This is a genomic window from Sphingopyxis sp. JAI108 (assembly GCF_013410105.1).
Classification (GTDB): Bacteria; Pseudomonadota; Alphaproteobacteria; order Sphingomonadales; family Sphingomonadaceae; genus Sphingopyxis; species Sphingopyxis chilensis.
Genome location: NZ_JACCCJ010000005.1, coordinates 201,795 through 220,189 on the forward strand (window position 1 = coordinate 201,795; position 18,395 = coordinate 220,189).

11 protein-coding genes are annotated in these 18,395 nt (G+C 63.8%); 5 read left to right on the top strand and 6 right to left on the bottom strand.

Annotation, left to right across the window (positions count from 1 at the left end; translation table 11 throughout):
• The first annotated feature begins 61 nt into the window (after positions 1-61).
• From HDC29_RS18550 to HDC29_RS18560, 3 genes are read left to right on the top strand one after another with little or no spacing between them, the layout of a single operon-like run.
• The gene (locus HDC29_RS18550; RefSeq protein ID WP_179499758.1) at positions 62-1,366 is read left to right on the top strand and encodes an MFS transporter; all 1,305 of its coding nucleotides are present in this window, start codon (positions 62-64) and stop codon (positions 1,364-1,366) included.
• Between the two features lie 32 nt (positions 1,367-1,398).
• Positions 1,399-3,402, top strand: a complete 2,004-nt coding sequence (locus HDC29_RS18555; protein ID WP_218844769.1) for a glycoside hydrolase family 2 protein — start codon at positions 1,399-1,401, stop codon at positions 3,400-3,402.
• A 16-nt stretch (positions 3,403-3,418) separates the two neighbouring features.
• Positions 3,419-4,885 (top strand): sulfatase-like hydrolase/transferase, encoded by a 1,467-nt coding sequence (locus tag HDC29_RS18560; RefSeq protein ID WP_218844771.1) that lies wholly within the window; start codon positions 3,419-3,421, stop codon positions 4,883-4,885.
• Between the two features lie 99 nt (positions 4,886-4,984).
• Here the strand turns inward: HDC29_RS18560 and HDC29_RS18565 are convergent, their stop codons facing one another.
• Entirely contained in the window at positions 4,985-7,795 is a 2,811-nt protein-coding gene (locus tag HDC29_RS18565) for a TonB-dependent receptor (RefSeq protein WP_179499759.1), read from the bottom strand.
• A gap of 241 nt (positions 7,796-8,036) precedes the next feature.
• Between HDC29_RS18565 and HDC29_RS18570 the strand changes: the two genes are divergently transcribed.
• Complete coding sequence (locus HDC29_RS18570) at positions 8,037-9,749, top strand: arylsulfatase (RefSeq protein WP_257018394.1); 1,713 nt, start codon at positions 8,037-8,039, stop codon at positions 9,747-9,749.
• Between the two features lie 29 nt (positions 9,750-9,778).
• On the opposite strand, the gene HDC29_RS18575 is transcribed toward HDC29_RS18570, so the two are convergent.
• Genes HDC29_RS18575 through otsB form a run of 3 tightly spaced genes read right to left on the bottom strand, consistent with a single transcriptional unit; the run spans position 9,779 to position 13,619 of the window.
• Positions 9,779-11,176 carry a trehalose-6-phosphate synthase gene (locus HDC29_RS18575; RefSeq protein ID WP_179499761.1) on the bottom strand — a complete coding sequence of 466 codons (1,398 nt, stop codon included), beginning with the start codon at positions 11,174-11,176 and terminating at the stop codon, positions 9,779-9,781.
• On the bottom strand, positions 11,173-12,954 hold the full coding sequence (locus HDC29_RS18580) for a glycoside hydrolase family 15 protein (protein WP_179499795.1): 1,782 nt from the start codon (positions 12,952-12,954) through the stop codon (positions 11,173-11,175). The genes HDC29_RS18575 and HDC29_RS18580 overlap by 4 nt, the downstream gene beginning before the upstream one ends.
• Positions 12,951-13,619, bottom strand: coding sequence for a trehalose-phosphatase (gene otsB / locus HDC29_RS18585; RefSeq protein ID WP_179499762.1), 669 nt, complete (start codon positions 13,617-13,619; stop codon positions 12,951-12,953). The genes HDC29_RS18580 and otsB overlap by 4 nt, the downstream gene beginning before the upstream one ends.
• Positions 13,620-13,778: 159 nt before the next feature.
• Here otsB and HDC29_RS18590 point away from each other — a divergent pair, with 159 nt between their 5' ends.
• Positions 13,779-14,471 carry a hypothetical protein gene (locus tag HDC29_RS18590; protein ID WP_179499763.1) on the top strand — a complete coding sequence of 231 codons (693 nt, stop codon included), beginning with the start codon at positions 13,779-13,781 and terminating at the stop codon, positions 14,469-14,471.
• A 98-nt stretch (positions 14,472-14,569) separates the two neighbouring features.
• Here the strand turns inward: HDC29_RS18590 and HDC29_RS18595 are convergent, their stop codons facing one another.
• Positions 14,570-16,282, bottom strand: a complete 1,713-nt coding sequence (locus tag HDC29_RS18595; protein ID WP_179499764.1) for a serine hydrolase — start codon at positions 16,280-16,282, stop codon at positions 14,570-14,572.
• A 101-nt stretch (positions 16,283-16,383) separates the two neighbouring features.
• Positions 16,384-17,952, bottom strand: a complete 1,569-nt coding sequence (locus HDC29_RS18600; protein WP_179499765.1) for a sulfatase-like hydrolase/transferase — start codon at positions 17,950-17,952, stop codon at positions 16,384-16,386.
• Between the last annotated feature and the right edge of the window lie 443 nt (positions 17,953-18,395).

Sequence of the window (18,395 nt, forward strand, 5' to 3'; positions counted from 1 at the left end):
TAAATCGAAGGCGTTCCAGTCGCCTCAACGGTCCGCAGAGCGACGATGGGGAGAGGCAGATATGGACGACATCGGCGCGACGACGGTCCGGCGCATCACATGGCGGCTGATGCCGCTGCTCTGCCTGCTTTACCTCGTCGCCTATATCGACCGGCAGAATGTCGCCTATGCGAAGCTGCAGATGGTCGGCGACCTCGGGCTCAGCGAAGCCGCCTACGGTTTGGGTTCGGCGCTCTTCTTCCTCGGCTATTGCATCTTCGAGATTCCGAGCAATCTGATCCTCGAGCGCGTCGGGCCGCGCATCTGGTTCGCGCGGATCATCGGGGCGTGGGGGCTCGTCACCCTGGCGCTCGGCTTCGCGTGGACGCCGACCAGCTTCTATATCCTGCGGTTCCTGCTGGGCGTCGCCGAGGCGGGCTTCTTTCCCGGCGTCCTCTATCTGCTCACCCTCTGGTTCCCGCAGGCCGAGCGCGCGCGGGCGATCGGGCTGTTCCTGATCGCGAGCGCGTTCGCCAATGCGGTGGGAGCGGCATTGGGCGGTCTGCTGCTCGAACTCGATGGCCTCGCTGGATTGCGCGGATGGCAATGGGTGTTCATCGTTACCGCGATCCCCGCGCTGCTGCTCGTTCCTGTCGTGCTCGCGCGCCTGCCGCGCGGGCCTGCCGAGGCCGGGTGGTTGACGGACGGACAAAAACAATGGCTCGCGGCAACGCTTGCGGCTGAGGGCGGCGCGCGCGAACACGCCAATCCGCTGCGCGCGCTCGGCGACCCGCGCGTGTTGCTGCTTTGCGTCGCTTTTCTTGGCTTTCCGCTCTCGGCCTATGGTCTCAGCTATTGGCTCCCGACGATCGTTCGCGGTTTCGGGGTCAGCGATGGCGTCAATGGCCTGCTCAACATCATCCCCTGGCTGGTCGTCGCTGCGGCGCTTTGGTGGCTTCCGCGACGGGCTGCGCGTAGCATCGGTTCGCGCCGCTTCATGGTGGGACCGGCGCTCATCGGCGCCTTCAGCCTGGTGATGGCAGCCGCGCTGCCGTCGCCGGTGCTTCAGTTTGCGGCGCTGTGCATTGCAGCTGCGGCGATCTTTGCCGGCCAGCCATTTTTCTGGGTTCTGCCGGGGCGCTTCCTGACCGGGGCGGCGGCGGCGGCCGGCTTTGCAGCGATCAATTCGGTGGGCAATCTCGGCGGCTTCGTCGCGCAGGCGGTCGTGCCGAAAATCCATGATGCGACGGGCAGCGACCTGGCGCCGATGATCTTCCTCGCCGCGATGCTCGCTTTTTCGGCGATGGCGATCTTCCTGATCGAGCGCCGCATTCCGCGGAGCGGCGCAGACCGTTTTCCGGTTGCCACGTCCGGCGACTCTTTATAAAACACATTGATCATATAAATTGGGAGGGTCAGATGAATCATATTTCAAAGCTGCTGGTCGGCGCCGCGCTGTTGGCCAGCAGCGCCAGCATTGCCGCCTATGCGCAGACCGGCGCGCCGCCGCCCAAGAAACCGGCCAATTCGACTGCCAATACCGCGGGTTACACCGCGCCCGGCACCACCGAGGGCGGGCCCGCCTATGTCGGCCCGATCATGACCGAGTGGGGCCGCAAGGTGACCCCCGAAAATGCGTGGCGCAGCTATCCGCGCCCGCAGATGGAACGCGACACCTGGATGAACCTCAACGGGCATTGGGATTATGCGATCCGGCCGGCGAACGAACCGCAGCCCGCGGCGATGGACGGCAAGATCCTCGTCCCCTTCGCGGTCGAATCGAAACTGTCGGGCGTCGCGCGCAAGCTGATGCCCGACGACCGGCTCTGGTATAAGCGCAGCTTCACGCTGCCCGCGAAATGGCCGGGGCAGCGGACATTGCTCCACTTCGGCGCGGTCGATTTCGAATCGACCGTGCTCGTCAACGGCGTCGTCGTCGGGAGCCATAAAGGCGGCTCCGATCCGTTCAGTTTCGACGTCACCCGCTATCTGCGTCCCGGCGCGAACGAGCTTGTCGTGCAGGTCACCGACCCGACCTCGACCGGCGACCAGCCGCGCGGCAAGCAGACGCTCGAACCCCGCGGTATCTGGTACACCGCGGTCAGCGGCATCTGGCAGACGGTGTGGCTCGAACCCGTCGCCGACCTCCACATTGCCGACCTTCGCGCGGTGCCCGACATCGACAAGGGCGAGCTGACAGTCGATGTCGCGCTCAGCAACACCGCGACGCCGAGCGACGCGGTGCGCATCACCGCGCGCGACAAGGGCAAGGTCATCGCAAGCACGATCATCCGCGGCAACCGGCAGGGGGTGCTCAAGATCCCGAACGCGCGGCTCTGGTCGCCCGACGACCCCTATCTCTATGACCTGACCGCCGAGCTGGTGAAAGTGACGCCGCCAAAGGGTGCGGGCAACGACCGCACCGGACTGCCGCCGATGACCGGGCGCGAGGCCCAGGCTTATGCCGCCGCGACCGTCACCGGCGCGCCGAGCGACAGCGTCAAAAGCTATTTTGGGATGCGCAAGATTTCGACCGGGGTCGATCCCAAGACGGGCAAGATGGCGTTGCTGCTCAACAACAAACCGCTCTTTCACAATGGCACGCTCGACCAGGGCTGGTGGCCCGAAAGCCTGCTCACCCCGCCGTCGGAGGAAGCCGCGCGCAGCGACATCGTCTTCCTGAAGAAGGCGGGTTTCAACATGCTGCGCAAGCATATCAAGGTCGAGCCCGCGCAATATTATCACGACGCCGACCGGCTCGGCATCCTGATCTGGCAGGACATGCCCTCGGGCGCATTCGGCGATCAGGCGGTACGCCGCCCAAGCGACCGCGAGGCGACCTTCAGCTCGGCAGGAATGGCGCAATATCAGGCCGAACTGGCGCGGATGATCGGCGCGTTGCGCGCCTTTCCGTCGATTGTCATGTGGGTGACGAACAACGAAGGCTGGGGCCAGTATGACGTCAAGACCGTCGGCGGTATCGCGAAGAATATGGACCCGAGCCGCCTCGTGAACAACGCGAGCGGGTGGTTCGATGTCCCCGGCAGCGGGTCCGACGTCTATGACATCCATACCTATGACGAGGTGCCGGTCGAACCCGCGCCGCAGGCCGACCGGCCGATCGTGACCGGCGAATTCGGCGGCGTCGGCCTGCCGATTCCGGGGCATCTGTGGTTCACCGACCGCGACGCGCGCATCTATCAGTTCGCGGCCGACAAGGAAGATTATCGCCGACGCTACAAGATCAAGTTCGACGAGATCATCCGGCAGGCGAAGGAACTGGGGCTCGCGGCGTCGGTCTACACCGAAACGAGCGATGTCGAGGGCGAGCTTAATGGCCTGCTCACCTATGACCGCGCGGTGTCGAAGCTGCCGGTTGAGGATTTCGCGAAGATCGCGAAGCCGCTGTTCGAGGACAAATAAGGCAAGGGGAAAGTCGATGGCACGACGCACCGCGATCGCCCGCTGGGCCGCGACCACCATGCTCGCGGGCCTCATGGGCGTCGCGGCGCCCGTGACGATGGCGGCGGCGGCCGCCGCCGATCCGCCGGCGCCGGCCGCCGCGGCGGGCAAGCCGAATATCCTGTTCGTCCTTGTCGACGATATGGGCTTTGGCGACCTGTCGGTGATGGGGAACCGCAAGGTCCAGACCCCCAATCTCGATCGGCTGGCGCGCGAAGGCGTGCTGATGACGCAATTTTACGACGCGGCGCCGATCTGTTCGGCGTCGCGCGCCGGCCTCCTGACCGGACGCTTTCCCGCCGAGGTCGGTTTCATCAACTATGTCAGCGATCGCGCCTATAACAAGGCGATCGGACAGGCCGACTGGCTCGACCCCAAGCTGCCAAACATCGCTCGCCTGCTGAAGGGTGCGGGCTATGAAACCGCGCATATCGGCAAATGGCATCTGGGCGGTGGGCGCGACATCGCCGACGCGCCGTGGCCGACGGCCTATGGCTTCGACCACAGCTTCACGACCTTCGAGGGGCTGGGGCCGCGCGTGCTCGTTTCCGACGAGGAACGTTTCCTTGCCGAACAATCGGACGAGCTCGGGGAAGGCCCGCGCTTCTGGGAAATCAAGACCAGGCTGACCGGCCTCTATGCCGACATGACTGTCGATTTCGTCGCGCAGCATTCGGAAAAGCCGTGGTTCGTGAACCTGTGGCTCAACGATATGCACGATCCCTGGGCGCCCGATGATGAAAGCCTGTCCGACGTCATGGGCAAGGGCGCATCCTCCGACGACGACCGGATGCTCGCTTCGCTGGTGAAGATGGACAAGACGCTCGGCCGCCTGTTCGACCGCCTCGACCAGATGGGCGAGATGGACAACACGCTGGTCATCGTCACCAGCGACAACGGCCCATCATCGTCGCAGCGATATTATACGGGCGGCCATGTTGCGCCGGGCAGCACCGAGAACCTGCGCGGGCGCAAATGGAGCCTCTACGAAGGCGGCATCCGCCAGCCGCTGATCCTCTATTGGCGCGGGCACACCAAGGCCGGGCATCGCGACGAGCGGACGGTGGGGCAGGGGGTCGACCTGCTCCCGACGCTCGCCCGCATCGTCGGCGCGCGGATACCCGCGGGGGTGGACGGGGTCGACCTGTCGCCGGTTATCGCAGGGCGTCCGGTCGCCGAGCGGCCCGACCTTTACTGGGCTTATGGCAAGGAAGGGGCGTCGAAGGAGCCGCCGCAACCCGCGCTCGAGCGCGACCAGGCGCCGCCGTTCGCGATCCGCGAGGGCGACTGGAAATTGCTAGCCGAAGCGGGCGGCGCGAGTCCGCAGCTCTTCGACCTTGCGCGCGATCCCGGCGAAGCGAACGACATGGCCGCAAGCCAGCCCGCAATCCGCGACCGCCTTCTCGCCAAGCTGAAAGCATGGATGGCGACGCTTCCCAAATGACGTCGGCCGGGAAATAAAATGGCCCCCTCGCGACCGGGCGAGGGGGCCTTTTTATTTGGCGAAGCGGGCGGCGGCAGATCGGTGCCGCCGCCCGATTGGTCAGAATTTCACGCGGACACCGACCGAATAGGTCGTCTCGTCATACGCCATCTCGTTGTTGATATTCGTATATCCGGGATAGTCGTAATAGGTCGAGGTGTTGTTGCCGAGGATATTGGTGCCGCCGACATCGACGCGGATCTTGTCGGTGATGTCATAGCCGATGTTGAAATCGAGCCGCCCCGCGCCGCGCGCATAGGTAACGAGCGCGGGCACCTCGAGCGCATCGATCGTCTCTTCGGTCATCGGGCGCAGCGTCGGTTGGCCGCTTGCGTCGAGCGAAAGATATTTGGAGCGATAGGTGTAGACCAGCCGCGCGCTGACCCCGCTTTTTTCGTAAAGCAGGCCGACAGTATAATTATACTTCGACACGCCCTGGAGCGGATAGCCCGCCAGCGGATCGTCGCCGCCGACTTTGGAATCGGCGAGCGTGAAAGCACCCTGCACGCCGAGCCCCGACAGCGCGCCGGGCAGGAAGTCGAAGAAATATTGGGTGCTGAGCTCGATACCCTTCAGCGTCGCCTGCCCGACATTGCGCGGACGCGATACGGCGTAGGTTTCGCCGTCATAGACTTCGGCGGCGCCGCTGGTGATGACGCGGTCGCTGATGTCGCGATAATAGCCGGCGACCGCGATATAGCCGCTGGGGAAATAATATTCGAAGGTCGCGTCTAGGCTTTCGGACTTTTGCGCCTTGAGATCGGGGTTGCCCGCATTGCCGGTGCTCTGGACCAGCGGGTTGTTCGACTCGTTGAGCGTAATCGCCGGGTTGAGCGCTTCGAAGTTCGGACGACGGATCGACTTGGCATAGCCGAAGCGGATCTGGATATCGTCGCCGATGCGGAACCGCGCGGTCGCGTTGGGCAGCCAGTCGTGATCGACGGAGTCGGCGGTCAGCCGGTCAAATTCGCCATCCTCACCCTCCACGAACGTGCCGATCGTCCGGCTCGTGCGGATATAGCGCACGCCCACGACACCATCCAATGTGATGTTGTTCGACAGATCGGCTTCATATTTGCCTTGCACATAGGCCGCGAGCGTATCCTCTTTCGCGTCGAACGCGCGCCCCGGATCGAAGTCGGGCCGCCCCGCCGGCAGGCCGAAATAGGCGCGCGCGGCGTCGAGCCCTTCCTCGGACAGCAGGAAATCGGGATTGGGGATATAGAAGCGCGAGCCATTGTTGAGGTCGGGTGCGCGCGACCCGAGCGCGAGGAAGTCGTCGGGCAAGCCGGTGTCCGAAACCAGCACCGCCGCCGCGTCGTTTCCGGTGCCGATGTTGCCGCCGGGGGCGGCTTGGTTGAGGTTGACCGCCTGCTCCTTGGCCGAGCGGTGCGCATAGCGGGCGCCGACCGCGATATTCGACAGGAAGCCGTCGAGGTCATAGTCGACGTCGCCCTTGGCCTGGAACAGCTTGCCGCGGTTCTCGGTGAAATTCTGGATGAGTGCGTTACGGATATAGAGGTTGTCGCGGCTGAGCAGCGCGTCGCCGGGCACCGTATATTCGGCGTGCCCGTCGACATCCATCTCCACGGTCAGGCTCGGCAGCCGCTGGCCGATGTCCGATGTGATGTTCTGAATCTCATATTTCGACGTCTGATAAGCGACATCGAGCACCGCGTTCAGTCGGCCCTCGTCATATTTCAGCCCGCCGGCGAATTGCTTGTTGCGCTGGTTGAGGTCGCGTGCCTGCGTCGTCTGGTTCGACACCAAATTGGCGAAGGTCATGCTTTCGGGCTGGCACAGCTCGACCGGGTTGGCCAGTTGCGGCTCGGTTAGCGTCCATGACTTGTCGCCATTGGCGTCGGTCTGGATGACCGGATTGTTGCCGTTCGAGCGGACATAGGTGTTGATGCAGCTCGTACCCGGGGTGACGTCGGTGATCGTGGTGCCGTTGGTGAAGGGCTGGATATTGGCGCCGTTGCGGCTGCCGCGGTCGCGGAAATAGGTGTAGAATCCCTCGACATAGGCCTCGAGCGACGGCGTTGCCTGCCATTGCAGCGCGCCGTTGAGCTGGTGGCGCTCGATAAAGCCCTGTTGCGGAAAATTCTGTAGGATGCCGGGGATCACATAGCCCGGCGTATTGAACGGCGCGGTATTGGTGCTGCGCCGCTGGAACAGCACCGTCGTCGCGCGATAATAGTCGGACTTGGAATAGGTGCCGTTGATCAGCGCGCCGATCTCGCCGATCCCGGTGTCCCAGCGATCGGTCGCGAGCAGGCTGAACTGCGGATTGATCTTGTCGACGCGGTCGCCGTAATTGGCGCGGCCGCCCAGGACGACGGTCGGATCCCTGAAATTGAACGGCCGGTTGAGCTGGAGGTCGATCACGCCGGCGAGGCCGCCTTCGGTCAGGTCGGCGGTCTGCGATTTGAAGACGTTGACGCGCGACAGTGCCTCGGCAGGCATATCCTGCAAGTCGAAATTGCGGCCGATCGTCGAAAACACCTCGCGTCCGTTCACCGTGGTCAGCACGTCGGGAAGGCCGCGGACGCGCACATCGCCGAGTTCGTTGTTGCGGTTCACCGACACCTGGACGCCGGGCACGCGCTGGAGCGCCGCCGCCGTCGTCGGGTCGGGAAGCTTGCCGATGTCCTGCGCGACGATCGCATCGACCACCTGTACCGAGTCGCGCTTGATGTCGGCGGCGCGCTCGAGCGAGCGGCGGATGCCGGTGACGACGATCGCGTCGTCGGCGTCCTGCGGGGTTTCCGCGACCGTATCGGCCGCATCGGTGGATTGCCCCCAGGCCGGCGCGCTCACGACGAGCGCTAGTACCGATACCGCGGCCGAAAAACCTGTGTGCCTCTTCATGTTGTCCTCTCCCGACGTCCCTGTTCAGGCATTTTTTGCCTTTCGACGTTGGAAAGAAGGAACGGCCGATGATCCCGGGATCGCGCGACCTAATGGCCGCCAACCCGATCTCACGCAGATTATTGCACCTTCTCGTCAACGCCTCGACCGGGACGTTGACCAATGCCCTAAACAAAGTCAATATATATATGATATATAGGCTATAACGCGAATCCGCGACAGGGGAGAGAATCTGGTGGCTATGAAATATGCGGTTCGCCTGTTGGGTCGTGCTGGTTGTGCGGTGGCAGCACTGGCGGCGGGTATCCTGCCGTCTGCCCTGGTCGCGGCGGAAGCGCCGCCGGTCCGCCCGCAACCCATACGCCCGAACGTCGTCGTCATCCTGCTCGACGACGTCGGATTTTCGGACATGGGCAGCTTTGGTGGCGAAATCCCGACGCCGAACATCGATGCGCTGACGAAAAACGGCCTCGCTTTCACCCAATTCTACAACAATGCGCGGTGCAGCCCGTCGCGCGCGGCGCTGCTGACGGGCACCTATCCGCATCAGGCGGGGCTGGGGCATCTCGAATCGGTGCAAGTGCCCGGATCGAAAGGGCTGCACAGCAAGCTTGCGGACCGCGTCGTCACGCTTGCCGAAGTGATGAAGTCGGCGGGCTATTTCACCGCGATGGCGGGCAAATGGCATCTCGGCATTTCGCGCGGGGTCGGCCCGTGGCAGCGCGGCTTCGACCGGTCGCTCACCTCGCCTGCGGGCGAGCTCTATTATCGCGACCAGCCGCAACCACACGCAAAATCGGTCTATATCGACGGCGAGCGGGTGCCAGCCGGGTCACCGCGCGTGGGGCAGGGCTATTGGTATTCGTCGGACATGTTCGTCGACTGGCAGACGAAATTCATCGGCGAGGCGCGCGAGCAGCGCAAACCCTTCTTCCTCTACATGCCCTTCGTCGGCGCGCATTTTCCGCTGATGGCGCCGGCCGAGGATGTGGCGAAATTCAAAGGCCGGTACATGCGGGGCTGGGAAGCCATGCGCCGCGAGCGTTTCGAACGGCAAAAGAAACTCGGCATCATCGCGGCCGACGCCGAACTGCCCGCCGCCCTTCCCGGCAGTTACGACTGGAATAAATTGTCGGCCGGGGAAAAGGATCGTTTCGATACGATGATGGCGGTCTATGCGGCGGTGGTTCACCGCGTCGACCGGGCGATCGGAACGCTCGTCGATCGCCTGCGGCAATCGGGCGAACTCGACAACACGCTGATCCTGGTGATGAACGATAATGGTGGTACCGCCGAAAGCGGCCCCGACGGCCGGCTCAAGGGTGAAGGGCTGCCGGGCAGCGCACAGTCGGTGGTCTGGACGGGCATGAACTGGGCGACGCTCCAGAACGCGCCCTTCCAATATTACAAGCACCACACCTACGAGGGCGGGATCGCGACGCCGCTGATCGCGCACTGGCCGCGCGGGATCGCCGCGAAAGCGCGCGGCACGCTGGTGCGCGAGCCGGGGCATCTGATCGACGTCATGCCGACGCTCGTCGAACTCGCCGGCGCTACTTATCCCAAGACCTTCAACGGTCATGCCATCCTGCCGATGGAGGGGCGTTCGATGGTTCCCGCCTTTCGCGGGGAGCCGCTAACCCGCGACAAGCCGATCTTCTGGGAGCATGAGGGCAATCGCGCCGTCCGCGATGGCCAATGGAAACTTGTCGCGGGTTTCGAGAAGCCCTGGCAACTCTTCGACATGGCGACTGACCGCACCGAAATGCATGACCTTGCCGCCAGCCAGCCCGAGCGCGTCCGCAGGATGGCGCAGCAATGGGACGCGTGGGCGGCGCGCAGCTATGTCGATGCGTGGAGCGACGCCTATGACCCGCACCTCAAGGGGCGGGAGCGCCAAGTCTGGGGCGGGGCGGAAACGCCGCAATTGCCCCATGCGATAGCCGAAAAATAAGGCCGATCGCCCGCGCGCGGCGCTTGCTCTTACGCCTCCGGCAAGGCCGGTTCCTGCGTGAGTGCCGAGAGGAAATCATCCGCCCAGCCGATCACGTCGGCGTCGCGGACGATGGCGTAGAGCTTTTCCCAGCGCGCCTTGCGCTCCGCGAGCGGCATGTGCATCGCGGTCCAGATCGCGCGGGCGACGTCGCCGCCATCGTGCGGATTGACGAGCAACGCGTCGGTGAGTTGCTCGGCCGCGCCCGCGAAGCGCGAGAGGATCAATACGCCCGGATCGTCGGGGTCCTGTGCCGCGACATATTCCTTGGCGACGAGGTTCATCCCGTCGCGGAGCGGGGTCACGAGACCGATCTTCGCCGCGCGGTAGAAGCCGAACAATTCGGCGCGGCCGAAACCGCGGTTGACGTATCGGATCGGGACGAGGTCGACGTCCGAGTGCGCGCCGTTGAACTGGCCGGTCTTCTGCTCGAGCGTCGCGCGGATCCGCTGGTACGAGCGGACGTCCTCGCGCGAAGGCGGCGCGATCTGGACGAAGAGCAGCTCGTTGACCATGTCGTCATGGCTGGCGAACAGCCGTTCGAGCGCGTCGATCCGTTCGGGAAGCCCCTTGCTGTAGTCGAGCCGATCGACGCCGATCGCGATCGTGCGCTTGCGGGCGCTGGTGCCGAGCCGCTGCTGTGATCGCCGGGCGATCTCGGTCTCGCCGAGCGCCATGAATTCGGCATGGTCGATGCCGATGGGAAAGGCGCGCGCAATGGTGCTGTGGTCGCCAATGCGGACGGTGCCGCTATCCTCGTCGACCTCGGCGCCATGTTCCTTTCGGCAATAATGGAGGAAGCTTTCGAGCCATTCGACCGACTGAAAGCCGATCACGTCATAATGGAGCATCGCGGCGACGAGCCGCTCGTGATGCGGGAGGGATACGAGCAGGCGCGTCGGTGGCCACGGGATATGCAGGAACAGGCCGATGCGGTTCGTCACCCCCTGCGCGCGCAGCCGTTCGCCGAGCGGCAGGAAGTGGTAGTCCTGCACCCAGACGACGTCTTCCTCTTCGATCAGCGGATAGAGGCTGTTCGCGAACTGCTCGTTGACGCGTTCGTAGCCGCGGCCGAATTCATTCTCATATTCGGCCAGATCGATGCGGTAGTGAAAGAGTGGCCAGAGCGTTCGGTTGGCATAGCCGTTGTAATATTCGTCGACGTCTTGGGGCTCGAGATCGACGGTCGCGGTAGTAAAGCCGTCGACCCGCTCCATCGTGAGCTGACCCGTGAAATGTTCGACCTCATTTCCCGACCAGCCGAACCAGATGCCACCGCGCTTGTGCAGCGCCGCGCTCATCGCGACCGCAAGACCGCCCTGCGCGCCCGCCGCACCACGCCCCTTGGCGACCGAGACGCGGTTCGAGACGACAATCAGCCGGCTCATCGCACCGTGTCCCAGCCGCGCGAGAGCAGCCCGGCGCAATGGATGATGCCGACAAGCGAATAGGTCTGGGGGAAATTGCCCCACAATTCGCCGCTTTCGAAATCGAGATCCTCGGAAAGCAGGCCCGATGGCGTTCGGTGCGCGAGCATCTTTCCGAACAGCTCGCGCGCTTCCTCGCCCCGACCGCACAGGTGCAGCGCCTCGATCAGCCAGAAGGTACAGAAGTTGAACGCGGTCTCGGGGAGGCCAAAATCATCCTCGCTGTCATAGCGCAGCATATGTTCGCCGCGGCGCAGCGCCTTTTCGATCGCGGCGAAGGTCGCCTGGAAACGGGGATTGTCGGCGCGGATATAGCGCAGCTCGACCATCTGGAGCAGGCTGGCGTCGAGATGGGCATGGCCGAAGGCGGCGCCATAATGGCCCGCCGCTTCGTCCCATCCCTCGCGCTCGATCGTTTCGCGGATTTTGGCCGCGCGTTCGTTCCAATGGGCTTCGCGGTCGGGTTTGCCGATGCGTGCGGCGACGTTGCCGAGCCGGTCGCACGCCGCCCAGCTCATCACCGCCGAATAGGTGTGGACGAGCTGCTTGGTACGAAATTCCCACAACCCGGCGTCGGGCTGGTCGTGCATCGCCCACGCGACTTCGCCGACGCTTTCGAGGCTTTCGAAATCGCGCTCGTCGGCCATGCGGAACAGCCGCTGGTCGAAGAAGCCCTGCACCGTCGGCAGCACGATCTGGCCATAGGCGTCGTGCTGGATCTGCTGATAGGCCGCGTTGCCGATCCGTACCGGTCCCATGCCGCGATAACCCGCGAGATGTTCGGCGACGCCCTCGTCCAGTTCGGCGACGCCCATCACCGAATAGAGCGGCTGGATCTGCCCGCCCGCGGCGCGATCGACGATGTTGCGGAGGTAAGCGAGATATTTTTCGAGCACGTCGAGCGCGCCGAGCCGGTTCAGTGCCTGAACCGTGTAATAGGCATCGCGGATCCAGCAATAGCGATAGTCCCAGTTGCGCTCGCTGTGCGGTGCCTCGGGGATCGATGTCGTCAGCGCGGCGACGATCGCGCCGGTTTCCTCGTGCTGGCAGAGCTTGAGCGTGATCGCGGCGCGGATCACCGCGTCCTGCCAGTCCATCGGCGTCGCGAGCCCGCGCACCCAGCTGCGCCAATATTGGCCGGTCGCTTCCTCCATACCGCGCACCGATTCGCGGACATTGCCCGTGAAGGGCTCGTCGGGTCCGAGGAAGAAATGGAGGTCGGATTCGACGCGAAAGGCAAGCTCTTGCATGACATAGCCGACCGGCGCGTCGGTGGTGAGGCGGAGCGGCTGGTTGCCGACGAGATAACGGATATGGTTGGTGCCGCGCGTCGTCGGCGCGCGTTCGGCGCCATGATCGCGCATCGGCGACAGGTTCATGCGGATGCGCGGACTGCCGGCGACCGGGCGGACGATGCGGGTGTAGGCGACGGGGCGATACATGCGTCCCGAGCGTTCGGCGCGCGGGCAGAAATCGATGACGTCGACCGCGCTGCCATCCTCCGCCTCGAGACGCGTTACGAGGATCGGCGTGTTGCGGCTGTAGCGCGGGGTTGCGCGCACCTGCCCTTCGAGCACGAAACGCCACACGCCTTCCGCCTGACGCTCGCCGTTCATCAGCGCGCAGAAAACGGGATCGCCGTCGACCCGCGGGACGCACCCCCACACCAGCCCCGCCGCGCTGTCGATGAGCGCGCTGACCTGGCAATTGCCGATCGGCCAGAGTGACAGGTCGCTCAAAGGTCCAGCCAACGATAGACCTCCCGCGGGTCCGCAAGCCTGTATCGGGCAGCGGTCGGACGCTGTGCGCCGACCAGAATGCCGTGTCCGCCCGCTGCGGCAGCCGCGGCAAAACCGTCTTCGTCGGTGACGTCGTCGCCGATGAAAACCGGCATGGCGCCGGCATAGGCGGGCTCGCGCATAAGCCGCGCCACGGCCTGTCCCTTGTTGGCTTGCGCCGGCCCCAGTTCGACCACCATCTTGCCTCGCCGTACGGCCAGGTCCTCGCGCTCCGCAATGTCGTCCATGACGGTAAAGACGGCTGTCTCGGCGTCTGGTTCCTGCCGGTAATGAATTGCGATGCCGTGCGGCTTGGTTTCGACCAGCAGACCGGGCCACTGCGCCGCGAGCGTCGCGATCGCCGCCGTTGCCTTTCTCGCAAGCGGGGCGGTCGGAGGGGCGGCTTCACCCTGTTCGGCCCCGTGCGAACCCACGATCATGATCGAACCCTGCCCGAGATGCTCGCCGATGTCCGCAAGCGACCGTCCGGTGACCAGCGCGAGGCGGCCATCCACGCGCGCCTTGAGATCTTCCAGCCGCCGCACGAGGTCGTCGGGGATCAGGATGGCGTCGGGGGTTTCCGCGATTTCAACGAGCGTGCCGTCAAAATCGAGGAAGAGCGCCACCGGCTGTCGCGCTGCCCATTCCGAAAGCCGTGGGGGAGGAGGGAGGCTGTCCCTTTTGTGCATCGCAGCAAGGCTAGAGGCGCGGAACGCGAGGGTCAACCGCCGACCGGTAGGCCCCGCCGGCGGGGCGAACGCTCTCACTCTCACCCCGCACGTTCATTGGCGGTCGCGATCGGGGGGAACGGCATGAAACCGAGGACGCTCCGTCGGCTCGCCGTGTCCATTGCACGGCCGGACAACATGCGATTTGGCGTGAGGCCGCGCCATGCGGCACGGGACATTGCTTTTCGACAGGAGCTTCTCATGCCCAAATCTTCCGGCGCTCTTGCCGCGCTATGCCTGATCGGTGCGGCGCTGTCCGCTGTCCCCGCCGTGCAAGCGCAAGAGGCGGCGTCGTCCGCTTCGCTGACCCCCGGGACCAAAGTCTATGACCAGGCCGGCGAAGAGATCGGCCAGATCGTCAAGGTGGAAGGCGACAAGGTTGCGGTTGCAGTCAACGGCAGCGGGCTGGTGGTATCGAAAAGCGCCTTTCTGATGACCAAAAAGGGTCCGGCGCTAAAGGCGCCGAAGGCGAAGATTTTCGCGGTTCTGAAAGAGGCGGAGGCCGATGCGGCGGCGGTCGACGGGGCATTGAAACCGGGGGCCGAGGTGCGCAGCGCCGATGGCACGGCCGTGCTGGGCAAGGTCAAGGCGATGGCACGGCAAGGCGCGGTGCTCGCCACCCGCGAAGGCAATATCACGATGCCGCGTGCCGCGTTCTTCCTGTCTGACAAGGGGCTGGCCGTGAAGGTTACCGAGAAACAGTTCGTCGCGGGCGTTAAGGCGGCGCGCGCGCAGAAGAAGGGCAGCTGAGCCGCCCGGCCCGAAAGCCGCCAGCCCGCGTAACGAACATGGGCTGTTCACCATCACCAAGGACGTGTGGCAAACCGAGATCGTCGGCCAACCGCACGTCACCGTTCGATCGAGGTAATCGTCGCTCTCGTGAAACGGAGATCGCGCACTCGCTGGTTTGGCTGCGTCAGCACGAAGTTGGTGACCTTGTCGCCGGTTCGCCCGAACCGAATGGAATAATCCTCCTGACGCCAAAGGAAGATGTCGCGCGCCTCGGCACGCAGTTCGGCCTCGCCGCGCGGGTAGCGTAGCCAGAGCTTTCCGTCGCGCTGGCTGACGCGATAGAGCACGCCGAGTTCCGGCGACCAGTAATCGCCGGCAAGCGCGCTGGCATCGGACAGATCCGTCGGCGGCGGCGCAACCGCTTCCGGCACCCGGCGCGCGACAAATTCATCGCCGTCGTCATTGTGGATGATGACCCGCTGCGAGGGGCCTCCTCCGGGCGGCGGTAAAAAACGCGCGCGAAAATCGCTTTGCGGGGAAAAGAAATCCGTCGGCGAGAATGCCGTCAGTTGGGCTGCTGGACCGACGAAATCCTCGCGGCGGAATATATATCGCCGGCCTGGCGCGCGAAGGGTTGTGCCGGTGGCGACCGCATAGGTCCCTGTATAGCGATCGATCAGGTGCAGGGGTGGGGCGATCGCTTCCGGCTTCGGGGGCGAAGAAGGAAATTCGCCTTTGAGATAAATGTCCGCCACTTTGAACGCCAGCGACGGCGGATCGCTGTCGTCTGCGTTGGCCAGAATGATGATGGTCAGATTCTGGGTCGGGAAACGAAGGATTTCGGTCTTGTAGCCCCAGTTGTGGCCGCTGTGCTCTATGAACGGAAGGCCGCGATAATGCTCGCGGTGGAGACCGGAGGCGTAAGTAATCGGCGTGCCGTCGCCGAGCGTGCCGGTCCTCAGCATGGCCGCGATCAAGGCGGGGTCGCCAACCGCTTCCGGGTCATCGAAATTGGCCAGCCATATGGCCAGATCGCCGACCGTCGAGCTGATGCCCGATGCGCCAAGAAGGGCGTCCGGCGTCTGGCGCGGTGTGTACCGGTCTTTTTCTCTGCCATACCCCGAGGCGCGGCGAGGAATGATCTGGATGGGGTCCTGCGAAGCTCTGGTCGCGGTCATGCCGAGCGGCTGAAAGATTCGCCGTTCCCAAAACTGCGCGAGCGACATGCCGGAGGCACGCTCGATGACCAGCCCAAGCAGCAAATAGTTGGAATTGTTATAGCGGTACTCCGTGCCCGGCCGGAAATTCAGATCCTGCTGGCGCCACAGGAGATCGAGCGCCTGCTGCCGGGATACGGCGTCCTCCGGACCATATCCCTGCAAATCCAGAAGGCTCGTCGCATCGCGGAGGCCGCTGCTATGGTGGATCAGCATCTCCAGCGTGATGGTTTCGCCAAAGTCGGGCAATTCGGGGACATGCTTTCGTACGTCATCGACGAGCGAGAGTTTGCCGTCGCCCGCCAGCAGGTGAATCGCGAACGCGGTAAACTGCTTGGAATTGGAAGCCAGCGGGTAAACTATGTCGGGACCATTTGGGACCGACAATTCGACGTTGGCCATGCCGAAGCCTCGAGCATAGACCGTCTTTCCGTCCCGCAGGATCGCCACGGTCATCCCTGGCGTATCGGTGTGATCCCAAGGCTCAAAGAGCTTGTCGACGAGTTCCGGTCGCGGCTCTGCTCGCGCCGCGCCAATCATGCCAGCGGCACAAGCTATCGCAATCAGCATGGCCGAGGCGATTCGCAGAACAATGGATGGCGCGTCGATCAACTGGGGCTTCTATCAAAGGACAGGGCTATCCCAGCTGTGTTATCACTACACTACACTAATGGCAATGTGATGGTGTTTGAAGCAAATGCCACCCGTTCTCGTCAGCGGTTTGAAGGCGGTATTTCCCACTTCCGCAAAGGGGGGAGTTTGGTCGCATTCAATCTATCGCGAGAAATTTGGCGCAGGGCGGTGAAACGCGCAATCTCGGCTTGAAGGCGGCGCACTACGTCCGGATGATCGGCTGCGATGTCCCGTCGCTCGGACGGATCCGCGACGATGTCATAAAGTTGGTTCCCGACCAGCTTCCACCGGCCCGAGAGGACCGCGGGAGCCCGTCCCGCGAGCGCGTCCGGCGCGCGCGAAAAACGCTCGCCATAAGCGGGGGCCTCCCGATAATCCTCGCCGAGAAACAGGGTTCGATTCGATACGACCTTCCCGCTCGACAAATTCTTGCTGATATCTGCGCCATCGACTTTTCGGGCCGGCTTGGTTCCGGCGAGCGCAGCGAACGTAGGCATGATGTCGACGTAGGACAGCGATCCCACCGACGCACGCGGACGAGGCCGCAGATGCGCTGGCCAGGCGATGGCCGCCGCCACGCGAACGCCGCCGTCATAATGCTGGGTCTTATAGCCGCGCAACACGCCGTTATCGGCCGCGGGATCGCGCGCACCGTCGCGACCGGGCCCGCCGTTGTCGCTGGTGAACAGGATGACGGTGTTGTCGAGCTGGCCGATTCGGCGCAATTCGTCCAGAATCGTCCCGATCCCTCGATCCATTGCCCGGATCATGGCGATTGCGGTCTGTCGACGCGTGTTGCCCCGGCCGGCCAAACCAAAGCCGGCCCCTTCCGCGCCATCCTCGCGCTCGCCGAATCTGGGTTTCGTGGGATCGAAACCGGCCGCGGCGAGGTCTTCGGGTTTTGCCTGCAGCGGCCCGTGCGGCGCATTATATGCCAGCCATATCATCCAGGGTTTCCCATCCCCGTGTGCGCCGCGGATGACACGAACCGCTTCCTCGCTGAGCAGGTCGGTCGAATATCCCTTGTCCGATGAGGGCGCGCGGTCGCGATGCCAATCGACCTCCCCCTCTCGCTTGTGAGTAAAATAATCGATCGCGCCGTTGTAATGGCCGTAAAAGCTGGTGAAACCGAAGTTCAGCGGATGATATTGCGGCTTGCGGTGGCCAAGATGCCATTTGCCGATAAAGGCGCGGCGACCGTAACCCGCGCGGGCCAGCATCGCAGCGATCGTTTCCTCTTGCGGATCAAGGCCGAAATCGCTTCCCGGCGTTATCGTGTCGCCCATGATGCCAAAGCGATGGGGATAGCGTCCGGTCAGCAAGCCCGCCCGGGATGGCGAGCACAAGGCCGACACGTAGAAGTGATCGAGCACCATGCCCGATTGCGCGATGGCGTCGATATTGGGCGTGCGGAACTGCGCCCCGTTAAATCCGACATCGGCAAAACCCAAATCGTCGGCGACGATCACCAGGAAGTTCGGCCGCGCGTTTTGCCGTGCTTCGGTGGACTGGCCCACTTGCTTTGCGCTTTTGAGGCTGGTGTCCATCGCGCCACTCTGAGCCGCGGTACATGCAGCCATGGACAATCCCGCTGCCAAGGCCGTCACGCCGCGAACAAGCTTGAAGATAATTGCGGGACCCATGGTCATGCCTCCCTCTCCATTCGATATTTGGAGTTCGCTGTAATCGAAGACAAACCCTAATAAATCATATTTATAACTTAATATAAAAATGTCAACGCCTTGGCCGAAACTGCTCCAGCGCGGACGGCGACGGGGACAGGATCGCGGACGACCATCGCGATGGCTCGGCTAATCCATACCCCGCACGACATTCCTCATGGCAGCAACGGCATCGTTGAAATTGAACGATGCATGTCGTTGCAAGAAGCCGTTCGCCTGTGCATTCCGATCACCGAATTATCTGCCGAATAGGATTGAGGCGGAACGGAAGGTCTGCTTTTTTGCGTGCGCATTCCCGATTCCGGACCGTCAGCTATCGTTGAGAGTTTCGGACGCCGATAGGCGTCGGAAAGTCTTCGATGCCCGAACCGCGGGGGTCATAGGCTGAGAGCTATGGGGAAAGCGGTTTT